Annotated in this window: 20 protein-coding genes; 13 read left to right on the forward strand and 7 right to left on the reverse strand. The window is 32.8% G+C overall.

All coding sequences use genetic code 11. The features are described 5' to 3' along the window. The first annotated feature begins 36 nt into the window (after positions 1 to 36). From PF022_RS04140 to lpxD, 4 genes are read left to right on the forward strand one after another with little or no spacing between them, the layout of a single operon-like run. Complete coding sequence (locus PF022_RS04140) at positions 37 to 1,383, forward strand: aminotransferase class V-fold PLP-dependent enzyme (protein WP_271022867.1); 1,347 nt, start codon at positions 37 to 39, stop codon at positions 1,381 to 1,383. Beyond that, positions 1,337 to 3,028, forward strand: a complete 1,692-nt coding sequence (locus PF022_RS04145) for an acetolactate synthase large subunit (protein WP_271021622.1) — start codon at positions 1,337 to 1,339, stop codon at positions 3,026 to 3,028. The genes PF022_RS04140 and PF022_RS04145 overlap by 47 nt, the downstream gene beginning before the upstream one ends. A gap of 2 nt (positions 3,029 to 3,030) precedes the next feature. Beyond that, positions 3,031 to 3,498, forward strand: a complete 468-nt coding sequence (ilvN, locus tag PF022_RS04150) for an acetolactate synthase small subunit (protein ID WP_271021623.1) — start codon at positions 3,031 to 3,033, stop codon at positions 3,496 to 3,498. Positions 3,499 to 3,508: 10 nt separating this feature from the next. Next, entirely contained in the window at positions 3,509 to 4,483 is a 975-nt protein-coding gene (gene lpxD, locus PF022_RS04155; RefSeq protein WP_271022868.1) for a UDP-3-O-(3-hydroxymyristoyl)glucosamine N-acyltransferase, read from the forward strand. On the opposite strand, the gene PF022_RS04160 is transcribed toward lpxD, so the two are convergent. After that, positions 4,476 to 5,648, reverse strand: a complete 1,173-nt coding sequence (locus PF022_RS04160; RefSeq protein WP_271021625.1) for an MFS transporter — start codon at positions 5,646 to 5,648, stop codon at positions 4,476 to 4,478. The genes lpxD and PF022_RS04160 overlap by 8 nt on opposite strands. Beyond that, a complete protein-coding gene (gltX, locus tag PF022_RS04165; RefSeq protein ID WP_271021626.1) occupies positions 5,642 to 7,033 on the reverse strand; it encodes a glutamate--tRNA ligase in 1,392 nt (463 codons plus the stop codon). Before gltX ends, PF022_RS04160 begins: the two co-directional genes overlap by 7 nt. A 75-nt stretch (positions 7,034 to 7,108) precedes the next feature. On the opposite strand from gltX, the gene bcp reads away from it, so the two are divergent. Further along, positions 7,109 to 7,579: a thioredoxin-dependent thiol peroxidase gene (gene bcp / locus PF022_RS04170; protein WP_271021627.1), complete on the forward strand. Its 471-nt coding sequence runs from the start codon at positions 7,109 to 7,111 to the stop codon at positions 7,577 to 7,579. Positions 7,580 to 7,591: 12 nt separating this feature from the next. Here bcp and PF022_RS04175 read toward each other — a convergent pair whose 3' ends face one another. Then, complete coding sequence (locus tag PF022_RS04175; RefSeq protein WP_271021628.1) at positions 7,592 to 7,831, reverse strand: DUF2443 domain-containing protein; 240 nt, start codon at positions 7,829 to 7,831, stop codon at positions 7,592 to 7,594. Between the two features lie 76 nt (positions 7,832 to 7,907). On the opposite strand from PF022_RS04175, the gene PF022_RS04180 reads away from it, so the two are divergent. From PF022_RS04180 to PF022_RS04215, 8 genes are all read left to right on the forward strand, one after another. After that, positions 7,908 to 8,303: a CoA-binding protein gene (locus tag PF022_RS04180; protein ID WP_271021629.1), complete on the forward strand. Its 396-nt coding sequence runs from the start codon at positions 7,908 to 7,910 to the stop codon at positions 8,301 to 8,303. Then, positions 8,300 to 9,505 carry a threonine ammonia-lyase gene (gene ilvA, locus PF022_RS04185; RefSeq protein WP_271021630.1) on the forward strand — a complete coding sequence of 402 codons (1,206 nt, stop codon included), beginning with the start codon at positions 8,300 to 8,302 and terminating at the stop codon, positions 9,503 to 9,505. The genes PF022_RS04180 and ilvA overlap by 4 nt, the downstream gene beginning before the upstream one ends. After that, complete coding sequence (locus PF022_RS04190) at positions 9,483 to 10,655, forward strand: hypothetical protein (RefSeq protein WP_271022884.1); 1,173 nt, start codon at positions 9,483 to 9,485, stop codon at positions 10,653 to 10,655. Before ilvA ends, PF022_RS04190 begins: the two co-directional genes overlap by 23 nt. Further along, on the forward strand, positions 10,645 to 11,316 hold the full coding sequence (locus PF022_RS04195; protein ID WP_271022885.1) for a pilus assembly FimT family protein: 672 nt from the start codon (positions 10,645 to 10,647) through the stop codon (positions 11,314 to 11,316). Before PF022_RS04190 ends, PF022_RS04195 begins: the two co-directional genes overlap by 11 nt. 66 nt (positions 11,317 to 11,382) lie before the next feature. Then, a complete protein-coding gene (gene rsmA / locus PF022_RS04200) occupies positions 11,383 to 12,114 on the forward strand; it encodes a 16S rRNA (adenine(1518)-N(6)/adenine(1519)-N(6))-dimethyltransferase RsmA (protein ID WP_320415072.1) in 732 nt (243 codons plus the stop codon). Between the two features lie 11 nt (positions 12,115 to 12,125). Then, the gene (locus PF022_RS04205; RefSeq protein ID WP_271022887.1) at positions 12,126 to 14,069 is read left to right on the forward strand and encodes a ribonuclease J; all 1,944 of its coding nucleotides are present in this window, start codon (positions 12,126 to 12,128) and stop codon (positions 14,067 to 14,069) included. Further along, the gene (gene msrA, locus PF022_RS04210) at positions 14,069 to 14,563 is read left to right on the forward strand and encodes a peptide-methionine (S)-S-oxide reductase MsrA (RefSeq protein WP_271021635.1); all 495 of its coding nucleotides are present in this window, start codon (positions 14,069 to 14,071) and stop codon (positions 14,561 to 14,563) included. The genes PF022_RS04205 and msrA overlap by 1 nt, the downstream gene beginning before the upstream one ends. After that, entirely contained in the window at positions 14,563 to 15,525 is a 963-nt protein-coding gene (locus tag PF022_RS04215; RefSeq protein WP_271022888.1) for an RluA family pseudouridine synthase, read from the forward strand. The genes msrA and PF022_RS04215 overlap by 1 nt, the downstream gene beginning before the upstream one ends. Here PF022_RS04215 and galE read toward each other — a convergent pair. Genes galE through PF022_RS04235 form a run of 4 tightly spaced genes read right to left on the reverse strand, consistent with a single transcriptional unit; the run spans position 15,483 to position 20,079 of the window. After that, complete coding sequence (gene galE / locus PF022_RS04220; protein WP_271022890.1) at positions 15,483 to 16,505, reverse strand: UDP-glucose 4-epimerase GalE; 1,023 nt, start codon at positions 16,503 to 16,505, stop codon at positions 15,483 to 15,485. The two genes, PF022_RS04215 and galE, sit on opposite strands and share 43 nt — an antisense overlap. Beyond that, positions 16,498 to 16,950, reverse strand: a complete 453-nt coding sequence (locus PF022_RS04225) for a hypothetical protein (protein WP_271022891.1) — start codon at positions 16,948 to 16,950, stop codon at positions 16,498 to 16,500. Before PF022_RS04225 ends, galE begins: the two co-directional genes overlap by 8 nt. Continuing rightward, positions 16,934 to 17,485 (reverse strand): glycosyltransferase family 2 protein, encoded by a 552-nt coding sequence (locus tag PF022_RS04230; protein WP_271022892.1) that lies wholly within the window; start codon positions 17,483 to 17,485, stop codon positions 16,934 to 16,936. The genes PF022_RS04225 and PF022_RS04230 overlap by 17 nt, the downstream gene beginning before the upstream one ends. Next, the gene (locus tag PF022_RS04235) at positions 17,485 to 20,079 is read right to left on the reverse strand and encodes a phosphoenolpyruvate carboxylase (RefSeq protein WP_271021639.1); all 2,595 of its coding nucleotides are present in this window, start codon (positions 20,077 to 20,079) and stop codon (positions 17,485 to 17,487) included. Before PF022_RS04235 ends, PF022_RS04230 begins: the two co-directional genes overlap by 1 nt. Between the last annotated feature and the right edge of the window lie 10 nt (positions 20,080 to 20,089).

A 20,089-nucleotide genomic window follows, 5' to 3' on the forward strand; every position in this document is an offset into this window, starting at 1 on the left:
TTTTGTATAATGCACTCTAAAACTTTAGGATTTATTTTGCATAATAGATTTTTTGAAGATGTTTTACAAAACATAGATACTTTAAGAGAGAATATAATCTTAGATTCTAGCTTTCATTACTTTGATTGGACAGGCAGTGGGCTTGGGCTAAGAGATATAGAAAATAAGATTCAACGAATACTCCCATATTATTCTAATACGCACTCTAGCGAGGATTCAATAATTACAAATATATACAATAAAGCTAGAGAAAATTTAAAAGAAAGATTTAGGCTAGATTCAAGCTTTGCTTTAATTTCATGCGGGTTTGGTGCAACTTCAGCTATAAAGAAATTCCAAGAATTACTAGGGATTTATGCGCCACCTAAGTTAATAAAAAGATTAGCAATAGATAAAAATAGCATTAAAAATAAGCCATTAGTTATAGTTGGACCTTATGAGCATCATAGTAATGAAGTTAGCTTTAGAGAAGGGATCTGCGATGTTGTAAGGATTAAGCTTACAGATTCTGGGCTTGTTGATTTATCGCACTTAGAATCTGTGTTACAAGAAAATAGAGGTAGGGAAATTATTGCGTCATTCTCGCTTGGCTCAAATGTAAGCGGTATTGTTGTGCCATTTTTTGATATTTCTAGGTTGGTTCGAAGTTATGGTGGGATAGTTTGCTTTGATATGGCTAGCACTTCTGCTTATTTTAATATACCTTGTGAGATTTATGATGTCGCATTTATCTCATCACATAAGCTATTAGGTGGTATTGGAGGAAGTGGGATTTTGATTATCAAAAAGGAGCTTGTTGATAAGAGTATATCGCCTAGCTTTTGTGGAGGTGGGGTTGTTGGCTATGTATCTAGAAGCACACAGAATTATTTCTCGCAAGAAGAGATTCGAGAAGAAGCTGGGACTCCCGGTATTTTAGAGCTTATTCGTGCATCTTTAGCATATTCGTTAAGAGATGAAATAGGATTAGAATATATAGCAGAGAAAAAGAATCAAGCACATTTAGAATTTTTGGATTTTTTTGATGATAAAAGAGTGATAAGTTACGGAAATTTAGAGCATAATGCATTATCTATATTTTCGTTTAATATAAAAAATAAAAATCCATACGAGATAGCAAGTATTTTATACAAAGATAATGGAATCTTGCTTCGTGCTGGTTGTGCATGTGCTGGACCTTATGGGCATGATTTATTGGGGTTTAGAGATAATGATACATTTAGTAGTAAGCCCGGATTTTTGCGTGTTAGCTTACACTATACGCATGAAATTAGGGATATACAATATCTTAAAGATTGTTTGTATAAAATTATAAAAAATAATCAAGGTTGTTTTTATGGAGTTAAATGGCTCACTAATGCTAATGCACGCATTAAAAAATGAAGGTGTAAAGGTAGTATTTGGTTATCCCGGTGGTGCTGCTTTAAATATTTATGATGAAATTTATAAACAAGATTTTTTTAGGCATGTTTTAGTGCGACACGAACAAGCAGCAGTTCATGCAGCAGATGGATATGCAAGGGCAAGCGGGGAAGTTGGGGTTGCAATTGTTACAAGCGGTCCGGGATTTACAAATGCTGTTACTGGTATTGCTACTGCTTATATGGATTCAATCCCTCTTGTAATAATTAGCGGACAAGTCCCTACAACACTAATTGGCACAGACGCATTCCAAGAAATAGATGCAGTAGGAATCTCGCGTCCATGCACAAAACATAATTATCTAGTAAAAGATATACAAAGTCTTCCTAGAATCTTAAAAGAGGCATTCTTTATTGCTAGAAGTGGGCGACCGGGACCTGTGCATATAGATTTACCAAAAGATATTAGTGCAACTATTGGTGAGTTTGATTATCCACAAACCATTAGCCTAGAGACTTATAAGCCGACATATAAAGGAAATGCAAGACAGATTCAAAAAGCAGCTACTGCTATAAAGGAATCTAAAAGACCGCTTTTATACATAGGTGGTGGAAGTATCTCATCAAATGCTAGAGATTCTATACTAAAGTTATGTGAGATTACAAAGATTCCGGCTATTGAGACATTAATGGCAAGAGGCGTGTTAGGAAGTGATTGTGAGAATCTTCTAGGAATGGTTGGAATGCATGGTAGCTATGTTGCTAATATGGCTATGAGTGAGGCTGATTTGTTAATCGCACTTGGTGCTAGATTTGACGATAGGGTTACTGGTAAATTAAGCGAGTTTGCTAAAGGGGCAGATATTATTCACATTGATATAGACCCAAGCTCTATCTCAAAGATTGTTCAAGTTGATTATCCTATTGTTGGCGATGTTTCTAGTGTTGTTTGTGAGATTGTAGAGTTGCTAAAAGATAATTATAATTGTGAGATTCATAAAACATGGAGAGATAGCCTAAAGAAATACAATGCACTTCACCCTTTAAGCTTTAAAGATTCCAATGAAGTATTAAAACCACAATGGGTAATACAAAAAGTTGGAGAAATTGTAAGCAAAAATGCCTTTATCTCCACAGATGTGGGGCAACACCAAATGTGGTGCGCTCAATTTTATCCATTCTCATCTCCTAGAGAGTTTATAACTAGTGGAGGTTTAGGGACTATGGGGTTTGGTCTGCCAGCTGCTATGGGGGCTAAGTGTGCAAATCCTAGTAAAATTTCTATAAACATAAGTGGCGATGGTTCTATACTTATGAATATTCAAGAGCTTTTAACTTGTGTGGTAGAAAATATCCCTGTTATAAATATCGTGCTTAATAATAATTACTTAGGAATGGTGCGTCAGTGGCAGAGCTTCTTTTATGATGAGAGGTTTTCTAATACTAATTTAGAAATACAACCTGATTTTGTAAAACTTGTGGAATCTTTTGGCGGTGTGGGTTATGTATGTGAGGATAAAGATTCTTTTGAGAAAGCATTAAAAGATGCAATATCACAAAACAAAGTTGCATTGCTAGATGTAAGGATAGATAGAATGGAGAATGTGCTTCCTATGGTGCCTACGGGTGGAGCTTTGTTTAATATGATACTTGAATCTAAGGAGTAGTTATGGATTGCCAAAAAACAATAACTATAATAGTGCTAAATGAACATGGGGTTCTATCGCGCATTAGTGGGCTATTTGCTGGGCGTGGGTATAATATAGAGGCATTAAATGTAGCCCCAATGCTTGATAGCAAATTCTCTAAAATTACTATAACTACTAAGGGCGACAATAAAGTATTAGAACAAATATTAAAGCAACTAAACAAATTAATACCAGTGCTTAAGGTCTATGAGAGTGATTTTTGTGGGCTAGAGGCGATACTTATAAAGTTTGATATAAAAGAATCTCTAAATGAATTAAGTGCGATATTTAGTGGATATGGTGGTAGGCTTTTGGAAGTAAATGAGAAATTTGCCGTGTTTATGGCGTATGATACGAGTTCTAGGATTAATAATTTATTACAAGCTATAAAATCATTTTCTCCTAGAGATATAACAAGAAGTGGAATTTTATCAATAGAGGCTAATTAGGGAGATACTTATGAAATTAAAGGAAGTTTTGGAATTTTTAGCAGATAAGATAGATGGAGTTGAGGTTGGAGATGGATTTTGTGATGATTTTGAGATTTTAGGGATTGAATCTCCAAAACTAGCACAGAGTGGCTATATTACATTCCTAGAAAAAGATAAATATATAATCGATATACAAAATACAAATGCAAGTATGATAATAGCAAGGGAGATTCATAAAGAAATCTTGCCAAAGAATAGGATAGTTGTAATAAGTAAGAACCCATATTTAATAATGGCGTATTTGACAAAGTTATTTGCAAAGCCACTATTTTCTAGCACTATAAGTCCTAGCATTAGCACAAGTGCAGTAATTAAGAATAATGTAACAATAGGCAATGGAAGCAAAATAGGGGATAATACTCTAATTATGTCTGGTGTTGTAATAGGAGAAAATGTAGAGATAGGCGATAACTGCATTATCTATCCAAATGTATGTATATACAATGATACAAAAATATGCTCTAGTGTAGCAATTCATGCAAATAGTGTAATTGGTGGAGATGGGTTTGGCTATGCACATACTGCTAGTGGGGAGCATATAAAGATATATCATAATGGTGTAGTAATAATAGAAGATGATGTAGAGATAGGTTCTAATGTATCAGTAGATAGGGCAGTTTTTGGTGAGACTAGAATCAAAAAAGGTGTAAAGATAGATAATCTAGTTCAAATAGCACATAATTGTGTGCTTGGAGAATATAGTATTATTGTATCTCAAGTTGGACTATCAGGTTCTACTAGCACGGGAAGAAATGTAGTGCTTGGCGGTCAGGCTGGTAGTGTGGGGCATTTGCATATCGGAGAGTTTTCTCAAATTGGTGCAAAGAGTGGTATTACAAAAGATGTCAAGCCATTTAGCAAAATGGCTGGATACCCTCTATTGCCTTTGCAAGATTGGTTAAAGACACACGCAATTACAAGAAAGCTATTAAAGTCTAAATAGGCTTTGCCCTATATGAAAGACTGGCTACAATTAGTAAAAATAAAGCATATAATGCTAGTAGCAATATCCCATAATCATATCTAAAAGTTATATCATGAATCTTGCCTATTAGATATGGTCCAATAGCACCTATTATATATCCTATACCTTGCGCCATAGCCGATAGCTTTGAGGCGGTTGATACTTGGATTGCTTTTTGTGAGATAAACAATAATACAATCCCAAATACTCCACCAAATGGAATGGCTATTATCGATGTAGATATGAATATCTCTAAAGGTTCTTTTGCATAATAAAGAGATATGAATCCTAGAAAATATAATATACATAAACAAGCTATATATAATGCTTCTTTTTTGCCTTTGAATCTAGTTAAAAGTATGGGGCATATAAAAGAGGCTGGAAGTGAGATTAGTTGCATAAATAAAGTAATGTTTGAAGCATATTGCAAACTATATCCTTTCTCTACTATAAATGTAGGAAACCACGCAAGCAAGCAATATGCAATAGAGCATTGGAATCCCATAAAAATAGTAACACTCCATGCAGTCTTTGAGAAAAATAAATTTTGTGACTTTTGTATTCTTTTACGCTTTTTGAATAATCTTTTATTCTTTGTGTATGGCAAGAAAGCAATCAATGCTATAAAGGCTAGTATAGTCCATGTAGCAAGAGCATGTGGGATTGGTAACATTAATACTAGTGGAAGGGCAACTAAGATTCCTAAAAAACCAGATGAGTTTATAATGAGACTATATAGACTCATTATTTTTGATAGATTTTTTTTGAATTTTGATTTTACAAAAATGGGCAAAACCACATTTCCTATTGCAATTCCAAAGCCTATTATTATAGTGCCTAGAAATAATGCACTATTGTTTGGCAAGAAATGTGAGCCATAGCTTCTTAGAATCTCGCCTATTAACATTGATATTAATGCTAAAAACAATGCAAGACTTGTTTGTAAATACATAGCAAAGAAAGAAAATATACCAAAAGCCATAAGCGGTAGCGATGTTAAAAGTCCAACTTCAGATGAGCTTATTTGATAGTATTTTTGAACTATCTCTGCAATTGGTCCTATTGAAGTTATCGGTGCTCTTAAGTTTATTGCAACTAATATTAGTATTGTTAAGTTTAGTGCAAAATATTGTCCTCTTAGCATAGGCTATTAATTGCGTTTTGTAATCTTAGTTGTATTTGATCTTTTTCTAATATGCTTAATAACACTGCAACGCCAACACCACCGCTCTTGCCAAGTAAAGCATATCTTAATGGCATAAATAGACTTTTTGCTTTAATGCCTTGAAAATCTGCAAAAGCATTTATTTCGTTTTCTGAATCTTGTATGGTTTTTGGCTTTGTCATTGTGTTTGTGTATGTTAGAAATTCTTTTAGTATATGAATATTTTCATCATTTTTAATTTTTTCTTTCATTTTAGAATCAAAGTTTATCTCATCATTTAGACATTCATTTATTATGTTAGCAAACTCTACTAGAGTATTTGACCTCTCTTTTGCTTCAGAGTAAAGTATGTCTTGTATTTCTTTGCTTGGAATTGTTGCTCCATAATTTGGCAAGAGTTCATTTATCTCATTATTGCTTAGTTTGTTTATGTATTGACTATTTAGCCATAAAAGCTTTTCTTGGTTGTATGCTGATGGAGCAGTGTTTATGTCTTTTGGATTAAATAGTCTTAGCATTTCATCAATGCTAAATATTTCTTGGTCTCCATGACTCCAGCCAAGCCTTATTAGGAAGTTTAAGAGTGCGTGTGGAAGGTATCCCATATCTTTATAATCCATAACATTAGTAGCGCCATCTCTTTTGCTTAGTTTGTGCCCTTGTGGGTTTAGTATCATAGGCACATGGTAGAATTTAGGCACTTTAAATCCTAGTGCTTCATATACTATGATTTGTTTTGGAGTGTTGCTTAGGTGGTCATCGCCTCTTATTATGTCTGTTACCCCCATTAGTGCATCATCTATGGCTGCACAAAAGTTATAAGTTGGGCTTCCATCGCTTCTTGCAATGATGAAGTCATCTAGTTCTTTTGCATTTATATTCATATCTCCTTTTATTCCATCATAAAATGATATTTCTCCCTCTAGTGGTGCTTTTATCCTTACTACGGGCTTTATATCTTTAGGTGGAGTACCTTTGTAATCTCTGTATCTATTATCGTATTTTGGAGTTTCGCCTCTTTGCCTTTGAGATTCTCGTAATTGGTCTAATTCTTCTTTGCTCATATAGCAATAATATGCTTTGCCACTTTCTAGTAACTTTTGAACATATTGTGAATATAGATCATATCTTTGACTTTGATATACAACCTCGCCATCATAGTCCATTCCAACCCACTTAAATGCTTCTATAATTGCATCTGTTGCTTCTTTTGAGTTTCTTGCTTGGTCTGTATCTTCGATTCTTAATAGGAATTTGCCATTATTTGCTCTAGCATATAGATAGCTAAAAAGTGCTGTTCTTAAGCCTCCTATGTGTAAAAATCCAGTAGGTGAAGGCGGGAATCTAGTTACTATTGTGCTCATTGTTATCTCCAAAAATTATAAATTTGTAATATTACCCTAAAATATGTAAAAATTATCTCTCAAAAAGGAGTAAAAATGGAATTAAAAATAGGTGATATAGCACCAAATTTTAGGCTTCAAAATCAAGATGGAATAGAAGTGTCATTAAAAGATTATGTTGGAAGTTTTGTTGTGCTTTATTTTTATCCTAAAGATAAAACTAAAGGTTGCACACAAGAGGCGTGTGATTTTAGGGATAATATGAAGATAATCTCTTCTCTTGGGGCAACTATAATTGGAGTTAGCCCAGATAGTATAAAAAGTCATAAAAGCTTTATAGAAAAAGATTCATTAAACTTCACACTTTTGAGCGATTCAAATAAAGAAGTCTTAGAATCATATAATGCTTGGGGATTAAAAAAGCTATATGGCAAAGAGTATTATGGAGTGCTAAGAAGCACATATATTATAAGCCCTAGCGGCAAGATAGAGTATATTTGGAAAAATGTAAAGGTAAATGGTCATGCACAAGAAGTAATGGATAAATTAAAAGAGCTATCTAAATAGAGAAACCTAAACTTACCAAGTTAGGACTTCTTTTTTTATTTTGTTTAAAGTATCAATAGCTTCTTTTAATCTTCTTACTTCATTGTCTATTTGTTGAAAATTCCATTCCCCTAAGCCTTCTGGCATATCTTGTGAGCCTCTTTTTATCATTATAAAATCAACGAATGAAATTTTTGCCATATTTAGCAGTAGTTTTATTTCAGCTTGTGCTTCTTCTATTTCTCTTAATATTGAATCAATTCTTTCAAACATTTGCCTACCTTTGTTGTAATTTGGTGATTTTATCATTTTTTGCGTTAAAATTAAGCAAATACATGAAAGAGAAAAAATGATAAAAGAGATTCTGCAAGCAAGTAAAAATATAGCAATTTTAGGGCTTAGCAATGATATAAATAAACCAAGCTACATGGTTGGGGAGTATTTGTTAAATAATGGCTATAACATAATACCAATACACCCAAAATATGATGAGATATTAGGGATTAAAACATATAAAAGCCTACAAGAAATTGATGTAAGGATTGATATTTTAAATGTTTTTAGAAAAAGTGAGGCTATTTTTGGAATTGCACAAGAGGTATTAGCTTTAAAAAATAAGCCAAAGTGCATGTGGGTGCAACTAGGCATAGAATCTAAAGAATCAAAAGAGTTATTAGAAAATAGTGATATATTTTATGTTGAAAATTTATGTATAAAACTAGAACACAAAAGGCTTTTTAGATGATTGCTCTATCAAAGATAATGGACGCTTCAAGGAGGCTAAATGGAGTGGTGCAAAACACAAAGTTAGCTTTTGCACCAAGACTTAGTGCTAAAAGAGAGGCAAATGTATATGTAAAACAAGAAAATCTCCAAAATACAGGCTCTTTTAAGCTTAGGGGAGCATTTAACAAAATAGCAACTCTAAGTGATGATGAAAAAAATCGAGGAGTAATTGCAGCAAGTGCTGGGAATCATGCGCAAGGTGTTGCATATAGTGCAAAGCATTTTGGTATTAAAGCAGTAATTGTGATGCCAGAATCTACCCCACTTTTAAAGGTAATGGGCGTAAAAGAGCTTGGTGCAGAAGCGATACTTAAGGGGAATAATTATGATGAATCTTATGCGTATGCACTAGAATATGCCAAAGAAAATAATTTATGTTTTATCCACCCATTTGCCGATGATGAGGTAATAGCCGGTCAAGGAACGATAGCCTTAGAGATGATAGAAGCGGAAAATAACCTAAATACAATAGTAGTGCCAATAGGTGGTGGTGGACTTATAAGCGGTATTGGTGCTGTGTATAAGCAAATGATTCCTAATACAAAAATAGTAGGCGTCGTAGCTCAAGGTGCTGCTGCTATGTATCATTCGTTTTTAAAAAAAGAAATAGAACGCATAGATTCAGTGCGGACGATAGCTGATGGAATCGCTGTTAAGAATGTTAATGAAAAGAATTTTGGATACATTTTAGAATGTGTTGATGAAATTGTAATGGTAGATGATTATGAAATAGCAGAGGCGATATTATTTTTGCTAGAAAAACAAAAGCTAGTAGTCGAGGGTGCCGGGGCTAGTGTCGTAGCTGCACTTTTGCACAATAAGTTTCAAATATCTAAAAACGAAAATATAGGACTTGTGCTAAGTGGTGGAAACATAGATGTAACAATGCTTGGTGTGATTATAGAAAAGGGCTTAGTTAGAGCTCATAGAAAGATGAGGTTTAGTGTAACTTTAATTGATAAGCCCGGAAGTTTGCAAGAACTTAGCAATTTGCTATCAAGTTTGGGGGCGAATATTGTAAAGATTGACTTTGATAGAATCTCTACTTCTTATGGCGATGCAAGCGTCAGCATTATGCTAGATACAAAAGGCAAAGAACACCAAGAATTAATAAGAAATAAACTAAGAATAAATGGCTATGAGTTTAGTGAGAGTTTCTAGTTATCTTTTTTTGGCTATTTTATTGCATGTTGCTTTGCTTTGCTGGTTTTGGTCAAATTTAAGCATAAGCTACCATGAAACTTTAGCATTTTTTAATGGCACTACACTAAGTGCGTATTTATCGCGTTTTGGCGTGTATTTGTTTGGTCAAAATGACTTTGGGCTTAGAATCTTTTTTTTAATATTACACATATTTAATATAGTGCTTATGTTTTTATATGCTAGAAGCAATTTGAAAAACGATAAAGATTCGCTATTTTGCACTATTTTGTTTATGCTTTTGCCCGGCATTAATGCTGGGGCATTGCTTGTGTTAGAAGTAAATATTACGATTTTTTTTACTCTTTTGTTGTGTTTTTTGTATCAAAGATATAACAAGATTCCATATTGGCTACTTGTATTTTTAATGTTCTTAGATGAGAGTTTTTCTATTATTTTTTTGGCTTTGATTTTTTATGGTATTAGCAATAAAAATACTATATTGATTTTTGTCTCACTTATTGGCTTTGGGGTTAATTCTTATATTTTTGGGATTGATATTGGTGGGTATCCTAGAGGATATTTTGCTGATACTATGGGGCATTTGATGCTTATTTTTTCTCCACTTATTTTTGTGTATTTTTTATATAGCCTTTATAGATTCGCAAATAAAAAAGAAAAACCACTTGGATTTTATATCGCTATTGTCGCACTTTTGTTTATATTATTTGTATCATTAAGACAAAAGATAGATACGCAAAATTATGCTCCATTGCTTTTGTGTTTCTTGCCTTTTATGGTGTTACTATTTTTATCTGGGCTTAGAGTTAGGTTGCCACAATTTAGAGCTAGATATAAGATTCCATTTGTTGTGTCTTTTATTGTGCTTATAATTTTTACTTCTAGTATTTTTGTATCTAAGCTATTGTTTTTGGTAATGCCTTATAGTGATAATTTCGCACTTAGACACTATATAGCAAAGGAATTAAGCGAGAGTTTGAAGATTCGAGGAATCTATAGTGTAAAGACAGATGTGCCTTTGCAAGAAAGACTTAGATTCTATGGGATAGATAGAGGAGATAGAGAGCTTAGCTATATAAAAAAGGAGAACTTTAGACCAGTGCCAATTATATACCACAATAAAGAAATAGTTAGATTCTATGTGGAATAGGGCATTTAGCTTATTTGAGATTCTGCTTTTTATTGTTATTGTTGGAATCTTAGCATCTATTGGTTATGTTTTATATCCTCATTCAAAACTGCACCTAGCAAAAAATCAGATAGTAAAACATATACAATACACAAAATATTTGGCATTGCAAAATAGCAAGGAAATTACACAATATAAGTTTTGCAAAAGTGATTTTTGTAGTGAAGAAATGAAAAAATATAAACAAAGTTTTTATAGGATTCAATTTAATAAATTAAAAGATATTGGCTGGAGTTATTCTATCTTTAGTGATAGTGCCAGAGATTCTAAGACAAAGAATTTTGATGATAGACCTATGGATTCTTTTGAAATAGCTAGAAGTCCGATAGATTCAAAATATTTAAGTGTTTATAATTATAATAATTCAAAGTTTGCTAATGCTCTAAGAGATGGAAGTTTGGCTATTTCTAGTAGATATGGGATTGTTGATATAAAAATAAGCGGTGGCTGTGGGGAGAGCAATAGAATCTTGTTTGATGATTTTGGGTTTTTAGTGTGCAAGATTGCTAATGTTGGTATTTCTCGTCCAAAAGAAAATGTAATTTTAGAGATTTTTGATAAATTTAGTAGCGAAAAGATATGTATCACAAAAAGTGGAAATATTTGTGATATAATTGAATAATTTTAGAATCTAAGGGTTATCATAGGTGCAAATGTAGTAGCTAAGAAGCGTTTTGGGCAAAACTTCTTGCAAGATGAAATTATTTTAACACAGATTATCCAATCCATTCCCAAAGATGTGAGACAATATAAAATATTAGAAATTGGGGCTGGCTTAGGTGATTTAACAAATAAGCTATTAAGCTTAGGAAGTATCACTGCGTATGAGGTCGATATGGAGCTTGTGCCGCATTTGCAGAGGCGTTTTAGTGATGCTCTAAAATCAAAGCAATTGCAGCTAAAGCTAGGAGATATACTTGAGTATTGGAAAGGGGAGACTTTAGAAAACGAGAAATATTTTTTGGTTTCGAATCTTCCTTATTATATTGCTACTTTACTTATTGTAAAGGTGTTAAAAGATCCTTTTTGTAAGGGCTGTGTTGTTATGACACAAAAGGAAGTTGCAGAGAAATTTTGTGCTGATGTATTTGGCTCTAGTTTTGGAGCATTGAGTATTTTGACGCAAAGTGTAGGAGTGGCCAGTTATTTATTCTCTGTTCCAAAAGAGGCATTTAGCCCTCCACCTAAAGTAACTTCAGCAGTATTTTTAATACAAAAGACAAAAAATTATGAATCTTTAGACAAGCTAGAAGCAATGCTAAAAATTGCTTTTACTAGCCCAAGAAAGACATTGTTAAACAACCTTAGCAAAACTTATAAAAATGCTAAGGATATTTTGCAGAAACTAAATATACCGATAAATTCAAGACCTCATGAAGTGGATACAGATACTTATCACCGACTTTTGAAATTTTTATAAAAGAGCGGAACATGGAAGAAAATAAACAAAATGAAACAAAACCAAACGAACAAAGACCAAAGAGGAGATTTCGCCCACATAATAAGGGAGAAAACAGAGAAAACAAAGAGAGAACACAAGATAAAAATCAAGAATCTAAGCCTAGATATAATCAAAAATTTAAAAATACAGACAAAGCAAAGCATGGCAACAGACAAGCTCCAAAGGAAAATAACACAGAGCTAAAGAGGGTTGTTGATATAAATGCTAAGATTCATCACAATACGCTAACTCCGCATTCTCAAGTGCATGTAAATCCAAATGGCAAGGTTAGAATAACTCCTATTGGTGGGCTAGGTGAGATTGGCGGGAATATGACTGTGATTGAAACGCAAAACTCTGCAGTCATCATTGATGCGGGTATGAGCTTTCCAGATTCTAGTATGCATGGGGTTGATATTTTAGTGCCTGATTTTAGTTATTTAGAAGTGATTAAAGACAAAATTGCAGGGATTATAATCACTCACGCACATGAAGATCATATCGGTGCTATGCCATATCTCTTTAAAAAATATCAGTTTCCTATCTATGGCACACCACTACCACTAGGGCTTATTGGTTCTAAGTTTGATGAGCATGGGCTTAAAAAATATCGCTCACTCTTTAGAGCAGTGGAGAAAAGGAAGCCTATTAGAATCGGAGAGTTTGAAATTGAATGGATTCATATTACGCATTCTATTGTAGATTCTAGTGCTTTAGCTATCAAAACAGAAGCAGGATTAATCTTCCATACTGGAGACTTTAAAATAGATCATACACCAATTGATGGCTATCCAACAGATCTAAATAGAATTGCACATTATGGTGAGCAAGGAGTTTTATTGTTATTAAGTGATTCTACAAACTCACATAAAAGTGGCTATACACCAAGTGAAGCAAGTGTTGGACCTGCATTTGATTTACTATTCTCTCGTGCTAAGGGAAGAGTGATTATGAGCACATTTAGCTCAAATATCCATAGAGTATATCAAGCAATAGAACATGGAATCAAATATGGCAGAAAGGTATCCGTTATTGGGCGTTCTATGGAGAAAAACTTAGAAATTGCTAGAACTTTAGGCTATATTGACTTGCCACAAAATATATTTATCGAAGCACATGAAGTAGCAAAATACCCAGATGAAGAAGTGCTAATAGTTACTACCGGCAGTCAAGGTGAAACCATGAGTGCATTATATAGAATGGCAACAGATGAGCACAGACACATAAAAATCAAAGAAAGCGATGTGGTAATCCTCTCTGCAAAGGCGATTCCAGGAAATGAAGGTGCTGTATCAAATGTTATAAATTTCATTACAAAATCTGGTGCTAAGGTGTATTACCAAGATTTTAGCGAGATTCATACAAGTGGACATGCAGCGCAAGAGGAACAAAAGCTAATGTTGCGTCTTGTAAAGCCTAAGTTTTTCTTGCCAGTGCATGGGGAGTATAACCACATTTTAAAGCATAAAGAAACCGCTATTTCTTGTGGTGTAAATGAGAAAAATATCTATCTTATGGAAGATGGCGATCAAGTAGAGATTGCTCACAATTATATGCGTAAGGTAAAGAGTGTAAAAACAGGCAAAACATATATTGACAACCAAGTAAATTCAACAATATCTAATGATGTAGTTTTAGATAGACAAAACTTGGCTGAAAATGGAATCTTATGCGTTGTAGTTCAAATTGATAAAAATAAGCAATCATTAAAAGAAAAGCCAAAAATACACTCTATGGGCATAGTGTCTAATAAGGAAACTATGGGATTCAACAAAGAAATAGAGGAGTTTTTTGAGCTATTTTTGAAAAATTGCAAAAAAGAGCTATATAATAGCCAAAAAGCAATGGAAAACGAGATAAAAAACGCACTAAGAAAAGTGATGTTTAAAAGAACTAAAAAATATCCTTCAATTATTGTTAGTGTGATTTTTTGATGAAGAGTGTTATATATCTAGCTGGAGGTTGTTTTTGGGGGATTCAAGGTTATTTTGATTTACTTAAAGGTAGTATTAAATCTAGCGTTGGGTATGCAAACTCTAAAGTCAAAAACCCAAGTTATGAGCTAGTATGCAGTGGAAGTAGTGGTGCCGTTGAAGCATTGGAGCTTTATTATGATGATAGCATTTTATCTTTAGATGAAATATTGCGTAGATTTTTTAGCATTATTGATCCTTTTGCACTAAATTATCAAGGAAATGACATAGGAGAGCAATATAGAAGCGGAATCTACACACAAGATTCTGCTACACTAGAATTTGTATTGGAGTTTGTAGCAAAATATCAAATATCACTTAAGCAAAAAATAGTAACTGAAGTTATGCTATTAGAAAACTTCTATCCTGCAGAATCTTATCATCAAAAATATCTACAAAAAAATCCAAATGGATACTGCCATATCGATATAAGTGGTGCATTAAGAGAGATTTAGTGCCATTTATCTTAGAGAGATTTTATATACAAGAGCCTATAAAGGCTTTTAGATTCTTAATGGATACTTTAAAGCTTAGCATGGCACAATCACAAAGATATATAAATAAAGGCAGAGTTGTCTATAATGGCGATATTTTGGGGAATAATGACAAAAATAAACTTTTAGAGAACTTTGTAGATGTGCTAGTCTTTAAGCCAAATAGGCTTGGTGTTAAAGCTGTCTTTGAAAATGATGATTTTATAGTTTTTGATAAGCCAGAGAAGCTATTAATTCACCCTAAGGGGAGATTTAATCATAAAAGCTTAGTTGATGAGATAAGAAGTCATTGTGGAAATGATGCTAGTTTGATACATAGGATAGATAAGGAAACTAGCGGACTTGTGCTAGTTGGTAAGCATAAAGATAGCATAAGAGAGCTTGGGGATATGTTTGCAAAAAATCTCATCTCTAAAGAATATTTGGCCCTTTGCAGAGGGTATTTAAGTAGAGATTTTTGTATTTCTGTGCCAATTAGCACACAGGCAAAGGGCAGAGATTTAAGCATTAGAAGCGTATTTTTAGGAGAGAATCTAAATGGCAATATATGCACAAAAGATTCTGCAAATTTTTCATTTAAAGATTCAAAAAGTGAATTTGAAATTTTAGGACATATTTTTAATAATACTTTATTAAAAGTTAGACTTTATAGCGGTCGCACACATCAAATAAGAGTGCATTTGCATTCTATAAACCACGCAATACTTGGCGACCCACTTTATGGTTGTGAGGACTTTAAGGTGAGAGAGTATTTAGATAGTGAGTTTATAGAGGGTGGCAATTTTACTTGTATGAGCGATTCTAAGCGTATAGAGTATTTTGGGGCTAGTAGGTTAATGCTTCATTCATATAGCATGAAATTTCGCTATAAGAATATTAACTATTTTTTCAAATCCCCATTTAGCATTTTTTCAAACTCATAAGCACTTTTTATTATTTCTTCAATATTGTCAAATTTTGCTTTCCAGCCCATTTTTTCTCTTATTTTCGCATTGTTTGCTACTAGGATACTAGGATCTCCATTTCTTCGTGGTTTTATATTGCATGTAAAATTAGTATTACTCACTTTCTTGGTTATATTTAGGATCTCTTTTACACTATATCCACGTCCATATCCAACATTAAATGCATCACTTTTTCCACCATTTTTTAGATATTCGTATGCTTTTATATGCGCTAATGCCAAGTCTTGTATGCTTATATAATCCCTAATGCAAGTGCCATCTTTTGTGTTATAGTCATTTCCAAAGATATCTATTGCTTCTTTGTAGCCTATAGCACATTGAGAAGCAATTTTTATTAGATGTGTGGCAATCCCTCTTTGTCCTATGTTTATCCCATTGTTTATTAATGAGCCTGCGACATTAAAGTATCGTAAGGTTACAAATTCGAAATTATTTGTTGAATTGGCATAATCACTAAGTAGCTTTTCTCCTATTTGCTTTGTGTTCCCATATGGATTTATTGGTGAGATTTGATGCGATTCGTCAATTGGTGTGTATAGTGGTTCTCCATATATTGTAGCAGAAGAGCTAAAGATAAGTCTTGGGACTTTATATTTATCGCACATTTCTAGGAGGGTTATCATATTTGTTACATTGTTTTTGTAGTACTGTATTGGTTTTTCTGTGCTTTCGCTTACCAGCAAGGAACCTGCATAGTGCAGAACACAATCTATATCATGTGAGAATACCTCTTCTAGGGTATTTTTGTCTCCTACAGATGAGGTATAGAGTTTGATTTTATGCTTAAAGTCATCTAGTGCCTTTATATTTTCCATATATCCAGTGCTAAAGTCATCTATTATAAATACATTGCAAGAAGTATTTTTTAAAAAATAATAAGCGCAAGATGCACCAATATAGCCTGCACCACCTGTTATTAGTATATTGTTGCTATGCATTTGGGTATCTTTTTAAAAGATTGATTATAGCTTCCATGTTTTCATTATAATTGCGTAGCATTTGTGGGATTTTTTTCTTGGGGTTATCGTTTTTTGTGTATTTTATTTCGTCTGTTTTATTTACTATGCCTATAAAAAGGTTATATGATGTAGATATAAATAATAAAAATTTCTTGCCACTAAACCCCCAAAAATCATGCCAAAATACAGCATTTCTATAAGTTTGCAAATCGTCATTATTAGCACTCCAATCTCCACTTCCATGCATATTATACACACTATCAACATCTGTGCTATGGTATGAACATCCATATATTAAGTGCAATAAGTTTCTAAAGCTATCTCCGCCATACATATCATGTCGTGTGGCTTTTTTAAAAAAATCTTGCGTATGTTTTGTATGTAAGGCTATATTTCTAAAAATGGAACTAGAAGTATGTCCCATAGTTGGAAATGATATTGGAGCATTTATTATATTGTCTTGCCCCCCCCCCCCCACTTATTTGCATGTATTGTTGTTTTTCGCTTTTTGTTAGATATTGAGAAAATAAACATGTATGATTGTTTGTGTAGTCCATATATATTTTTTCTGTACCATCTTGTTTGATTAGCGTTTTGCCCTGATAGCTTGTATAGTTTTTATGTTCCTCTAGGAAGCTCAGTGTCTTTTCTATTTTTAGTTCATCTGTCCAGTAGTCATCACTATCTAGCACACAAAAATATTCACTTTTAGCTTCATTGTATAGCTTTAGCATATTTAGTGTTAATCCAAGATTCCTCTTTTGTTTTAGGACTTTGATTGTATTTTTGTATTTTTGTTTGTATAATTCAATTATTTTTAGGCTATCATCGCTTGAAGCATCATCACTTATTATTATTTTGTATTGATATCTGGTTTTTTGCATTAAGATAGAATCTATAGCTTGTCCTATATATGTCGCATTATTGTAATTTGGCATTAATATCGTTAATTTTACCATTATCCTGTATTCCTTATCCCTTGAGCTATGCCAACTATTGTTGTGATTATCTGGCTTAGTATAATCTTTTTTGTCTTAGAGTTCTTTTGTATTTTATATGATTCTATTAAGTATATTTGGCAAAAGCTAAGATTTTTTAAAAATTCCTTTCTTTGTAATATTGATTCTCTTGCTTGAGTGTTTTGAAGTAGTGATTTTTCACCCCTTATAAAGCATAGCCACTTTAGTGTTAGCTTGTATTCATTTTCTATGCTTTTCCATATATTTTTACTTTGCGGGATATTATTTGCAAATTCATGGTATTTTTTAGCTATGTCTAAATCTACTTTCAAAAATGCTTGAGAGATGTTATCTATTGTTGTTTTGAAGAATAGATTTTCTTTGTAGCATTGTTGTAAGTCTTCATTTTTGTTTGCTTCTAGGGCACTTCCTATGCCATACCATGCTGGGAGGATTGATCTATTTTGAATCCATGAAAACACCCAAGGAATAGCTCTTAAGTCTTCTATTTTTTGAGTATTTTTTCTCTTGCTTGGGCGTGATCCTATGTTTAGCTGTGAGATGAATTCTATTGGAGTTGCGACTTTAAAATATTCTATAAAGTTTTTATCCTCATATACTAGCTTTCTGTATGTATTATATGAGTGTGTGCTTATGCTCTCTAAGAGTTTTTCGTATTTATCGCTTTTATTTTCTTGTTTATAAAGATCATAGATTGATTTTTTTAGTATGGTAGATATTGCAATATCAAAGCTTCTCTTGGCTTTTTTAGGATTTAGATATTTTGCACTTATTACTTCGCCTTGTTCTGTAACCTTGAAAAACCCAGCTACACTATTGTTTGGAGCTGCAATTAGCGCATCTTCTAATGCTAAGCCACCTCTGCTGACACTCCCTCCTCTACCATGAAATAGTCTGAATTTAATTCCAAGAGATTTTTCTAAAGATAGAAGACTATAAATTGCCTTTCTTAAAAAATAGTTACTAGCAAAGATTCCGCCATCTTTACTTGAATCTGAATATCCTATCATTATTTCTTGGTAGTTTTTGCGTGATTTTAGGTAGTTTGCATAATGTTTATTTTGTGCAAGTTCGCTTATTATTTTTGGTGCGTTTTCTAAGTCATTTATGGTTTCAAAAAGTGGTGAAATTGAGATTTTTGTTTTTTTATCTTCTTGCCATAGTTTTGATTGCTTTGCAAACCACAATACACATAGTAAATCTTCAGCATTTTTTGTCATTGATACAATACATGAATCAATAGCAGAATCTGAAATATTTTCCTTAATCCACTTAAAATTGACAAATGCCCATACAAGCTCTCTACTATCGCTAGATAGTTTGTCATATAGTTTATTTAGGTTTATAATTGGTTCATCTAAGGCTTTATTTAATATTTCTATTTTTTGTGTTTTTGGTAGATTTAGTATATTCTCATGTGTGTATCCTAGTATTATAAATATCTCATTTAACGCTAGATAGAATTTATCTCTATGCTCTCTAAAGTCTAGCTGCATTAAATGGAATCCAGCTAACAATACCAATGCTCTAAATTCTCTTAAATATGCCCCACTTCGAGGATTTACAGAATCTAGTAGCATATCTATGTCTTTTATTAGCTCTTTGTGGTTTTTGTATGTTTGTTGGTTGTCTATGCTTTGTGGATTTGGAATATTTAAAGTTAGAATCTTGTTGTTTAGTTTTGCTTTGATTATGCTAAGTTTTGCTCTTAGTGGCTCATTTAAGAAGAGTTTCTTTGCAGTTTGGCTTAAGAGGTCTTTGTCTTGTTCTATGCTTTTTAGTAGCTCTTTTGTTGGCTTTATATAATCTAGTGAGCATGATAGTTCTCTTTCTAACTTGCTTACTATTTTTATGTAGTGTTCTATTATGGTTTTGTGTTGAATCTTTGCTGCTTCTAGCATTGTTTTATTATTTACAAATGGATTTCCATCTCTATCTCCACCTATCCAGCTTCCTAGCTTTATTGGTGATTTTTTGAGCTTTGTTTGCAGTATGTTTTCTATTTCTATTAGCACCTTTGTGCCACTTTGCAAAATGGAGCTTTCCATAAAATAAAGCAAATTATCAAGTTCAAATAGCACTTCAATTTTTTCTTCCCTTACTATTTTGCTATACCATAAGAGGCTTAGCCTATATTTTAGATGTTCTAATGCCTCTTTGTTGTCATATTTTAGAAAAGATTCAATGTCGTTATACATTTGATGATAACTCTCTAAAAATGTTCTTCTTAGTGATTCTGTTGGGTGTGCGGTAAATACGGGATAAAATTTTAGTCTTTTTAATGTGTCTTGTATATTTGTATAGTTTTGTTTGTTTAGTTCATCTACGACACTTTTTATTGAAGTATGTGTTTTTATGCTATTGATTTCATCTATTATGTTAAATAATAAATGATATAGCGTTAGTGCTTTTATTAGATGTGATATTTCGGTGTTTGATAGAGATTGTATTAGTTCTTGTTTTGATTTGTCATTTGTAGTGCATATTTCTTTAAATATTTCACTAATGTTTGGCGAGGATTCTTCAAGCAACTCTGTAATAATAGAAAATATAAATGAAATCTCTTTTCTCATTACTCCCCCC

Source organism: Helicobacter sp. WB40 (assembly GCF_027859275.1).
Taxonomy (GTDB): Bacteria; Campylobacterota; Campylobacteria; order Campylobacterales; family Helicobacteraceae; genus Helicobacter_D; species Helicobacter_D ibis.